Source organism: Pseudomonas akapageensis, from assembly GCF_011355085.1.
Taxonomy (GTDB): Bacteria; Pseudomonadota; Gammaproteobacteria; order Pseudomonadales; family Pseudomonadaceae; genus Aquipseudomonas; species Aquipseudomonas akapageensis.
The window spans coordinates 23,755-34,039 of sequence record NZ_VXCP01000060.1 but is presented as its reverse complement, the minus strand read 5'-3'; the positions used below and the strand labels follow the sequence as shown (position 1 = coordinate 34,039).

Below are 10,285 nucleotides of genomic sequence, written 5' to 3'. Positions count from 1 at the left end.
CAACCATAGAATCTCCCACAGAGTCAATCATCTGCCAAGCACACTGGACCAATGTGGGAGCTGGCTTGCCAGCGATGAGGCCCTAAAAACAACAAGGAAAGTTCAAGGTCTCTGCCGCCCCACGCCCTCGCTGCGGCTCCAATCCAGCAGCAAGCTGTAAGCCACCGCCAGCAAAGTCGGCCCGATAAACAGACCAATAAACCCAAACGCCAGCAACCCGCCGAACACCCCCAGCAACACGATCACCAGTGGCAGGTTGCCGCCCCGGCTGATCAGGTACGGCTTGAGCACGTTGTCCACGCCGCTGATGATGAACGTGCCCCAGGCCCCCAGGAACACCGCCATGCCGTACTCGCCCTTCCAGGCCAGCCACGCCGTGGCGGGGATCCACACCAGCGGCGGGCCCATGGGGATCAGGCTGAGCAGGAAGGTGACGATACCCAGCACCAGCGCCCCCGGTACTCCGGCGATCAGGAAACCGATCAAGGCCAGCAGCGCTTGCGCCGCCGCGGTGCCGATTACCCCGTTGACCACCCGCTGCACGGTACCGGCCACCAGGTCCAGGTAATAACCGGCCCGCTCGCCCATCAGCCGTTCCAGTAACTCCAGGACGAACGCCGCCAGGCGCGGCCCATCGCGGTAGAAGAAGAACACGAACACCAGGCTCAGGGTCAGCTCCAGGATACCGCTGCCGATCTGCGCGCTGCGGGCCAGGAGCCAGTTGCCGACCTGCCCCAGGTACGGCTTGATGGCGAGCATCAGCGCCGCACCGCGCTGATCGATGGTGTTCCAGATCTCCACCGCCCGATGGCCGACGATCGGAACGCCGCCCAGCCAGGCCGGAGCTTCGGGCAGGCCGTCGACCTGCACGTCGCGAATGAAGGCCGTGGCGTCACGCACATGGTCGGCCAGGTTGAACCCCAGCCACACCAGCGGCAAGGCCACCAGCAACATCCACAACCCCGTCAGCAACCCGGCCGCCAGGGTTTCCCGGCCATTGAGCACGCGGGTCAGCAAGCGCATCAGCGGCCAACTGGCGAACGCCAGGATCGCCCCCCACAGCAGCGCCGAAATAAAGGGTGCCATGACCCAGAGCCCGGCGCCGAATAATGCCAGGAGCAGTATTTGCACCAACAGGCGATCGTTATTGACCATCACTCATTCCAGTCGCGATTCATGGGACAGCTACTACAACTACCAGACTCAACGTATCAGCGCGAAATGAAGACCTGGGATGTCCACACTGCCGGTCTCCAGGCGCCCACGCCGTACACCAGCAGCCTCCAGCGCCTGGCGCCACGCCTCGGCCTGCTTGCCGGAAACCGTGACCCGCAGGCTGCTGTCCAGGTTCAGGCTGCGGCTCAACAAAGTGACCCATTGCGCAGACGGCTCGCCATCGAGATCCGGGTAGTCCAGCTCGCCCGTGCTGCGCAACTCGCGCAACACCGTGGCGGCGTTGGGCAGCAGATCGCCCAACGGTGTATCGGCGACAAACTGTTCGGCATGCAGATACGCCTTACGGTTGCCCCGGGTGATGCTGTACAGGGCGACCAGGGTATTGTGCTCGGGCTCGGCCTTGCGCAACAGCACGAATGACTGCTGTTCATCGCCCCCGGAAAGGCGCGAATTGGCAAACAGGTCATTGGCCCACAAGCTGTTTTCACCGCAGTCTTTCGATTGGCACCAGTAAAGGATGTACCCCCCAGCGTCCTGGAGTGCCTTGCGGGCTTGGGTAAAGGCATCGCTGGCAGTCTGCTCCGGCGCCAATTCATAGGTGACCGACGTGACTTGACCGCGGCTTTCGATCTGCCCGTCCATGCGTACCTGGTTGCTGATCTTGCGCACCGAGCCCAGTGGATAGGTTCGATCCTGCTCGATTGGCCCCCGCGTACTGTCGACCTTGGCATCGACAGGACGCGGCAGGCCGGCGAGGTCCATCTCGGCAGAATGGAGCACGGGGCTGGCCAGCAACAGGCTCAGGGTGGTGATGCGCAAAGCGCCGGTTATTCCCTTGATAGCACTCATCGGCTCGGCATGCCCTCGGCGCCGGCGACGGCATTATGGGTTGCAGCGGTGTAGAGCAGTGGCATGGTTGTCTCCCTATTCAACCCGCCAAGCCTCGACAGTTGACCGCTGCAAGTCAAGGCATGGCAAAGAAGCGATTGAAACAGTCTGCAACAAGGGTCGCGCCGGCTTCATCGTTCAGGTGCAAATGATGCCCGCCCGGCAACACGTCCAGGCTAAAGGGTAGCTGGTCGAGCAACGCCTTGTGGCTGGCCAGCATGCCCTCCTCGGCAACCACCAGATGGGTCGGACAGGCGACGCGATTGACGAAGGTCATTGCCTGTTCCTGGCTCAGGCGCAGGGGCGAAGGCAGGGTCAGGCGGCTGTCGCTGCGCCAGGTGAAGCCGCCCGGCACCGGCATCAGCCCTCGTTGGGCCAACAGTTCGGCCGCCTCGCGACTGACCGCCACCGCCCCTTTCATGCGCGCCTCGACGGCCTGATCAAGTGTGGCGTAGACCGGCTTGCGCTTGCCGTCGTGCTGCAACTGCACCGCCAGCGCCATGCCCATGCGCTCTGCTGTGCTGTGCGCCGGCGTCGTCTGCGCAATGACGCCGTCGATCAAGGCCAGGCGCTCGACCCGCTCTGGCAGGGAACCCGCCACAATCACCGAAACAATCGCCCCCAGCGAATGCCCGAGCAAGGAGAAACGTTGCCACCCCAGTTGCTCGGCCACCTGCAGCACGTCCAGGGCATAGTCCCATAACGCATAGCTGGCTCCCGGCGGGCGGTGCTCGGAATAGCCATGCCCGGCCAGGTCCAGGGCGACGATACGCAGACCGTTCAATTTCGGCGCAAGCCGGGCAAAGCTGTTGGCGTTGTCCAGCCAGCCGTGCAGGGCGATCACCGGCTGGCCGTCGGCGGGGCCGAACAGATGTGCGGCCAGTTCGATATGGGGCAGGCTGAGGCGAACTTCTTCGACGAAACCAGTCATGCGCACTCCGATTCGCGCTGTTGCCAGCGCGTGAACAATTGTTTGATCAGCGCAGCGGTATCCAGCGGGCGCTCCAGCGGAAACATGTGGCCACCCGGCAGGGTGTGAAATTCACCATGGGGCAAGCGCCTGGCCACACTGGCGTGATGGCGCATGACCACATCGCTGTGGCTGCCGCGTACCAGCGCCAGCGGCACCTGCAGCTGGCGCACGCGCCCGGGGCTGATGTGCGGCACGCTGCGATAGATGCTGATTTCGGTGGCCGGGTCGAAGCGCAGGCGCAGCGTGTCACCTTCGGGCTGCAACCCATGCTGCACATAAGCCTCGAAGCACTCAGGGTCGAAACGGCGGAACAGTGCCTTACCGGCAAAGTAGGCTCGCGCCGCATCATGATCGGCGAATTGTTCCCGCCGCCCGAGGGTGCGCCCCGCTGGTGTCAAGCGATCGATAAGGCCAAAGCGCTTGGCCGCGCGGATGACCCACTGGTCCGTGCGCGTCAGCAAGGGCGAGTCGAGCATGACCACGCCACGGTAGCGCTCGGGGCAGCGCAGCGCCGCATGCAAGTGCAGTATGCCGCCCAGGGAATGCCCGACACCCCAGACCGGCTCCGGCTGTTGCTCGAGGTGGTGAATGAGTTCATCGACCAGGTTCAGCCAGTTGTCGTTGACCGGAAAGCGTGGATCGTGGCCGTGCTGCGGCAAATGACAGACGCTGTAGTCCGGCGCCAGGGCGGCGAACAGTTTGCCGTAGGTGCCCGAGGGAAATCCGTTTGCGTGGGCGAAAAAAACCGGTTGCGACATACCCGCCAAATCCTTGAGTGAGCCTTGCCCGATTGTCCGCAACGTCGCAGCCCCTCGCAATGGCCGTAAGCGCCATCGGCCATGACAGGCCGGTCAAGCAGCTCAGGGTTGCTGGAACGAGCGCTGCAGGCAGGCTTGCAGGTACGCCATCTGGTATTGAAAGGCATCCCAGATGCGAACACGCTCTTCGTAGTCGAGCTGGTCCAGTCTCTGGCAGGCTTCTTCCAACGACTGCGCCAGGATTCTGCAATCGGCTTGAAGCTGGCGCAGTTCCGTATGGCGTCGAGCCAACACATTGAGCCGGGAATCGGCTTCATCCTCCAGCACCTGAAACTCGTCATCACTCAAACCGTGGTTGAGATTGACTTCGTTAAGCACCTGCCACAAATCTTCCGAGCACCCCAATTCCGTCTTGTTGTCGTTCATGCGTCTCGATCTCCCAGATCAGGCCTTCGCTACCCCGCAGCGCCCTCACGCTAGCAAGGCAACAAAACCGCCACAACTGTCAGAAATGACAGGTACGGCGTGTTTGCCGATCAACGGTCGATCGCTGCATCAACGCTGAGGCGGTCTCTGCCCCAACGGCACCACGGCGAACCCGACACTTTCTTTCAAAAAATTGCTTCACAAACAAGGTAAATGGCTATTTTTTAAAGAATTTACGCTCAAACACCAACAAATTACCGTTCGTCGGAAACACCCTTCCCACTGATCAAAACTAGTATTTCTGACAGGTTCCAAGCGATTTTTCACACGTTATAACTGCCCACGTACCTCATGAATCGGATCACGTTAATGGATCGGATCCGCACTCAGCCACGTGGAGCTTCATCATGCTGAACCGCACTCACTCGAAAAGCTCAAACACTCCACCCCTTTTCGGCCAGGCCGCCATGGCGCCAGCCCCCAAGATCCGATTGACCGCCAAGGAGAAGCAGACCCTGATGTGGGTCACGTTGGGCAAATCCTCCTGGGAAATAGCGCAGATCATGCTGTGCAGTGAATCGGCGATCAATTTCCACCTCTCCAATATTCGTCGCAAGTTCGGCGTGAGCTCGCGCTACGTGGCGGTGCGGCTGGCGCAGGCTCAGGGGCTGATCTGACCCGGCTGGCCGCCAGCGGCGAGCAGCCTTCTACTGCCCCTGAAAAATCGGGAGCAGTAGAAGGCCCCTCGCATGCTTCCTCGGGCACGCGATGCCATTTCTGCTCGTCCTACAGAAATGCCCTACATACCCGAAAAATCCGACTGCCTATCCTTCGCAGCGTAACGGTGCTGCCACATCCGGCAACCGCAAGTTACATGCATACACATCCGTGAGCCTGATCGAGCGCTTACTGATTTCTGTTGGCTGTCTTTATTTATTCGGAACCCCAAATGAAAAAAACGCTTATCTCTCTTGCCCTCGGTCTGGCAAGCACATCGGCCTTTGCCTACGATGGTTCGATCAACTTTTATGGTCAGGTCAAAGGCGGGACGTGCCCGATCGAAATCATCGATCCGGTGTCCGGAAGCCCACTGAGCCGGATTCAACTGGGTAATGTCACCCCGGCGCAGTTTCCCTCGGTAGGCTCCGAAGCGGCTGCTCGCCCATTTTCCATGCGCATAACCCCGGGTGCGTCCTGCACGGTGGCTGCGGGTGAGTCGGCCACGGTCGCCTTTACCCCCCTGTATGGCGGCGCCGGCACCGGCGGCACCTTGTACGGGCTCAAGCCAGGCGGTGCAACAGGTCTGGCCCTGGCGATCAAGGACAGGACCGGCGCCCTGGTCGATAACGGCGCCGACTCCACGGCGTACCCGCTGAGCGAAACCGATCCTACCGACATGCTGTTCACTGCCCTGTACAAATCCACGGCAGCCACCATCGGCGCCGGTGTCGCCGAAACGGACATCTCCTTCCTCGTTTCCGTCAACTGATGCATGAACCCCGGGCACGTGGTTTGCTCGTGCCCGGGGACGCCCCCCTCCACCCTGCATCGTCCTGAGCAAAGGTAACTTCATGCCCGCTCCACGCCGACAAACTCTTTACGCCGGCCTTGCCCTGTGCTCGCTGCTGGGCCATCTACCCGCCGCGCAGGCAGCACTGACACTCAACAGCACCCGCGTGGTCTTCGAAAGCGACAAGCGCAGCACCTCGGTGATCGTCGCCAACCCCAGCGAGCAGCCCTACGCCGTGCAAAGCTGGGTCAATACCGAAGCGGACGACACCACCACACCCGTGCCCTTCATCGCCGCGCCGGCCTTGTTCAAGGTCAACCCGGGCAAGGAACAACTGGTGCAGATCAATGGCTTGCCCAATGACTTGCCGGGCGACCGCGAGTCGCTGTTCTTCTTCAATGCCCAGGAGCTGCCGCAAGCCAGCGAAAGCGGCAAGAACGTACTCAATATCGCCTTGCGCACGCGTATCAAGCTGTTCTACCGCCCCAGCCACCTGAAGGAAAACCCCAGCACGCGCCTGAAGGATCTGCAGTGGTCGTTCGAGCAGGTAGACGGCAAGCCTTATCTGGTGGTGGACAACCCTTCGCCATTCCACTTCACCTTCAGCCGTTTGGAAGTCGAAGGCGGCGGGCAAGCGGAAAAACTTCAGCTCGCCCCCATGGCGCTACCCCTGGCGCGGCAAAGCTATGCGCTGAAAACCGTCAAGCCGGGAGCGGGCCTGAAGGTCACCTTCACCACCATCAATGACTACGGTGGCTACACCGCGCCCATGACCCAGGCCATCGGCATGGCTGGGCCGTGAAAGCCTTAGTCCACCAGTATCAAGTACAGCGACGGAAAGTTGGGCACGGGCGGCCAGGTCGCTCCGTTATCGAAACTCACGGTCACCGTGACCTGGAACTGCTGATTGCGCTTGAGCTGAGACAGGAACGACTTCGGCACCAGCACCGTTCCTTGCCCACCGATACCCGACGTCAGTTCCGCAGTGGTCACCCGATGCTCGCGCAGCGCTGTATGCTCCATTGGCACATTTTGCCCGCTGATCCCGGTGACCTTGATCGTGACGCGATGGTCTGTGGTCATCAGTACCCATCGCACCACCGTCAACCTCGCACCGGAATCCTCTACCGTCGACAATCGCAAATTACCCCCGCTCAGGCCGTTGCACTGCGCATTGGGAAAGCGATTGGCGGCCATTTGCCCCATGCGCAAGCGACGCCGATCCGAAGGCAAGTTCGCCTGCCCCGCAGTCACCTCGTAGTAGACGGGAATGGTCTTGCCGATATGCGCGGCGATCTTGTCCGCGGGTATCGCATAGCGCCGCGCCCCCGTCTCCTGCGTGGTGCGATGGGCGCCGGTGCTGCCCGGCTCGGCCCACTGCACGGTAACGCCCTCGCCGGGATGTATGACCGCAGCCTGTGGAACAATCACCACAACGCCATTGCGGGCCTCCCAAGGGTCGAGCACGATCTCCTCGCCTGTCCCCGCGGCGAGCTCCACATCCGGCCAGGGCAATACGCGCGGCACTGGCGCCGCGGCCACCGGCAATGTCACGGGTCGTGAGCGGGTACTCTTGTTACCGGCGCGGTCCTCGATCTGATAATGGGCATAACGCTGGCCATCCCCGCGGTCGCGGATCATATCCCCCGTGAAGCCGATCACCAGCGGCTGGTTCATGTCGGCCAGGGTCAACACCGTTTCGTCGACATACTCATTGGCGAAGGGCTGCCGGTCCCAGCACCAGGTGATCTTGTCACCGGGTTCAGGCCTGTTGTAAGTCGGGGCAGTGGCCAGAAGCAGGTCGTCATGCAGTTCCAGGTAGCGGGCGGTAACGCCGTCACGGTCCACCTCGTCGTCGAAGTCAAGCAGCCCTTCTTCGCCTCCCAGCACAGGGGCGACCAAATCGATGGTAATGGTCAAGGACTCCGAATCCGACCCTTCTCCGTTAAACCCCAGGACGTGATATCTCAGCACCTGGCGACCGTCGATTGGAGGTACCAGGAAGAACCGCTCATCATCAGGCACAGGCGCCGTCCAGGTCTTCGTTTCGACGAGCGCGTTGTCCCGATACAGGGTGAGGTGCTCGGGATACGAATCGGATGGATTGGAATTGGGCCACATCGGTATTTCAACGCGCAGATTCGGCGACAAATCATCGCGGTGCACCAGGTTCGGCTCGCCGCCCTCGATATCCGCAAGCACTTTCACGATGGGCGGATCGAGCAGTGCGCCGGCCTCGCGCGTGGCATTATTGGCTTTCATCTTCGGCTTCTTCTCCATGTGACCTCCCGCAACCCGCGCACCAGAAAAAAAGGGAAGGCAGTCATGCCTTCCCTTCCATACCGCGCCGTTACCAGCTATACCGCAGACCGACATTTGCGCCCCAGGGCTGCTCGATCTTTTCGCCATTGCTGTAATCGAAATCGGCATGCAGTTGCAGGCGCTCCATCAGTGAGACGGCTACACCGGCACCCACCTCGCCACGCGAACCGGAGAGGTCGTTGTTGAACACATTGTCGTTGACTTGCACTTCGTTGTTTTTGGCAAACTCATGGACGTACGCCAGGCGCACATAGGGCTGGATCACCCGGCCTTCGCCCAGGTCGAAATTACGACCGGCCGTGCTGCCCACCTTGCCCAACAGCGAGCGGGTACGATCGCCTTCGGCGCGCATGCCGTTGTCCAGCGTATAGTCGCTACCTTGAATGTCCACGACCGACCACTGGGTAAAGGGCTCGAGGAAGTAGTCGTCCTTGAGCTTGATATGCCGGCCCACTTCCACCGACGCACCGATACCGTGGTTGTCGTAATCGCCCTTGGTGCGCTGACCATCACTGAGGCTGACCTTCGATTCGTTGTCGAAGCGGTTGAACTTGACCACCCCATCGACGTAGTAGCCGCTTTGCGCATCGAGCCATGTGGTGTAGGCACCCAGGTAGTAACTGTTGACTTCCCCGGAGGTGCCACGCGCAATGTCCAGGTCGGATTTACTATGACCGGCCAATACACCGACCAGCCACTGCCCATCGCCTATTGCCAGCGGTGCATCGGCCCCCAGGGAGAAGCCACGCTGGACCTGGTCGTACGCCAGCCCGGACGAGGCCGACACGTTGTATTTATTGCCATAAGCGCGGATCCAGCCGCCAGCCTTGCCGTCGTCCAGGCGCAACTCGCCCATGCGGCTGCGCAAGGAGGTCAATTCGCCATACCACACGGTCTGCGCGGTATTGAACAAGGCCAGCACCGACTGGGTTCCGGGGCTTATGACCTTGCGTGAAGCATCCAGGTACCAGTCATTGCCGTCGCGCACCAGGTCGTAGGAATAGGTGCCCAGATCGACCTCGCCACCGAGCAGGGCAAAATTGGCATCGCCACCTGCGGTATGGACCACATGCAATTGGCTTTCGGCCACAGGATCAGCGCCGCTGCTGCTCACCAGCAAGGCGTGATTGCCGCTGGCCGAGCCCGTGACTTCAAGGTGATCGGTTTGCCCGGAACTGAAATCGGCACCCATGATGAAGGTGCCATTGCCCGACAGGTTCTCCACCGACAAGGTATGGAAAGCATTTGCCTCGCCAAACTTGACCGCACCGCCGTCCATGGCCAGGTTGGCCACGCTGGCGTCGCCGACCATGTTCCACTGGCCCTGGCTGTTGAGCGTCAGGCTCGCCACGTTGTCCAGGCGCCCGGTCAGGGTCGCCTGGTTCTGCAGTGTCAGGTTCGCCGTCGAACCGCTCTCGACCACGACATCGCCGACCAGGTGGCTGTTGTCGACTTGCAGGTTGGCCGTCGAACCATTGCTCACTTCAAGCAGGTTGCCATTGCTGCCGTGCAGCGTGGAGCCATTGCCCACGGTGATCTGCGCCGTGGCCGGATCAGGCACGAGGGCGCCAACCGCAATGGCGGCGCCGTCCTTGCCTACGACTTGAGTGCCATCGAGCGTCAGGTTGGCAACGCCGGCCAGACTCCGGTCGCCCAGAATCCGCACGCCATTCTGGCCACCGACGATCGAGCTGGACACCGCATTGACCGTGCCGCCGAACAGGTCGATCCCTGCGCTCGTGCTGCCCGTGCCCGTCAATTGACTGCGCTGCAGGTGCAGCTCGGAATTCGTGGATACCAATGCACCGCCCGCAGTGCCGCTGATGCTGCTGTCATTGACGTTGGCGACCGAACCGATTGCGCCGACGCGTCCCATGTACAACCCCTGGCGATCACTGGCCACGGCGCTGCCGTTCAAGGTCAGCTTCGCCCCGCTGTCCAGTCGAATGTCGCGCATCGAGGCGCCATTGCCAGTCAGGCTTGAGCCACTGGTCACACGGTAGTTATCCAGCGGTGCGGTAGCGTCGATGACCTTGTCACCAACAACAGTCGTCAGTGCCAACACCGACGGACTAAGAAAAATGGCAGGTGCCAGCGCCACCCATTTCAAGGCACGGGTCAGCGGATGAAGCGGGTAAAATCGACCGACAGTCATTCGGAATTTCCCTCTATATTGAACGTTGCAAACAGTCCATGAAGGGTCCGTAGACCCATGTGAGGGCGGCGAGACTA

At 61.4% G+C, this 10,285-nt stretch carries 10 protein-coding genes; 3 read left to right on the top strand and 7 right to left on the bottom strand.

Translation table 11 applies throughout. From position 1 onward, the window contains the following. Window positions 1-102: 102 nt before the first annotated feature. The 5 genes from F2S13_RS28085 to F2S13_RS28065 all read right to left on the bottom strand — a co-directional run bounded on the left by F2S13_RS28085 (window position 103) and on the right by F2S13_RS28065 (window position 4,221). Entirely contained in the window at window positions 103-1,155 is a 1,053-nt protein-coding gene (locus F2S13_RS28085) for an AI-2E family transporter (RefSeq protein WP_166367112.1), read from the bottom strand. 48 nt (window positions 1,156-1,203) lie between these two features. Next, complete coding sequence (locus tag F2S13_RS28080; RefSeq protein WP_166367110.1) at window positions 1,204-2,025, bottom strand: DUF4892 domain-containing protein; 822 nt, start codon at window positions 2,023-2,025, stop codon at window positions 1,204-1,206. A gap of 115 nt (window positions 2,026-2,140) precedes the next feature. Continuing rightward, a complete protein-coding gene (locus F2S13_RS28075; protein WP_166367108.1) occupies window positions 2,141-2,995 on the bottom strand; it encodes an alpha/beta hydrolase in 855 nt (284 codons plus the stop codon). Continuing rightward, entirely contained in the window at window positions 2,992-3,795 is an 804-nt protein-coding gene (locus tag F2S13_RS28070; protein ID WP_166367106.1) for an alpha/beta fold hydrolase, read from the bottom strand. The genes F2S13_RS28075 and F2S13_RS28070 overlap by 4 nt, the downstream gene beginning before the upstream one ends. A gap of 102 nt (window positions 3,796-3,897) precedes the next feature. Beyond that, window positions 3,898-4,221 carry a hypothetical protein gene (locus F2S13_RS28065; RefSeq protein WP_166367104.1) on the bottom strand — a complete coding sequence of 108 codons (324 nt, stop codon included), beginning with the start codon at window positions 4,219-4,221 and terminating at the stop codon, window positions 3,898-3,900. Between the two features lie 407 nt (window positions 4,222-4,628). Between F2S13_RS28065 and F2S13_RS28060 the strand changes: the two genes are divergently transcribed. From F2S13_RS28060 to F2S13_RS28050, 3 genes are all read left to right on the top strand, one after another. After that, window positions 4,629-4,898 (top strand): response regulator transcription factor, encoded by a 270-nt coding sequence (locus F2S13_RS28060; protein ID WP_166367102.1) that lies wholly within the window; start codon window positions 4,629-4,631, stop codon window positions 4,896-4,898. 272 nt (window positions 4,899-5,170) lie between these two features. After that, window positions 5,171-5,710: a fimbrial protein gene (locus F2S13_RS28055; protein WP_166367100.1), complete on the top strand. Its 540-nt coding sequence runs from the start codon at window positions 5,171-5,173 to the stop codon at window positions 5,708-5,710. An 82-nt stretch (window positions 5,711-5,792) separates the two neighbouring features. Beyond that, window positions 5,793-6,533 carry a fimbrial biogenesis chaperone gene (locus F2S13_RS28050; protein ID WP_166367098.1) on the top strand — a complete coding sequence of 247 codons (741 nt, stop codon included), beginning with the start codon at window positions 5,793-5,795 and terminating at the stop codon, window positions 6,531-6,533. A gap of 5 nt (window positions 6,534-6,538) precedes the next feature. Here F2S13_RS28050 and F2S13_RS28045 read toward each other — a convergent pair whose 3' ends face one another. Together F2S13_RS28045 and F2S13_RS28040 are read right to left on the bottom strand one after the other, a co-directional pair. Next, entirely contained in the window at window positions 6,539-8,011 is a 1,473-nt protein-coding gene (locus F2S13_RS28045) for a hypothetical protein (protein ID WP_166367096.1), read from the bottom strand. A gap of 70 nt (window positions 8,012-8,081) precedes the next feature. Further along, complete coding sequence (locus F2S13_RS28040; protein WP_166367094.1) at window positions 8,082-10,208, bottom strand: autotransporter outer membrane beta-barrel domain-containing protein; 2,127 nt, start codon at window positions 10,206-10,208, stop codon at window positions 8,082-8,084. Between the last annotated feature and the right edge of the window lie 77 nt (window positions 10,209-10,285).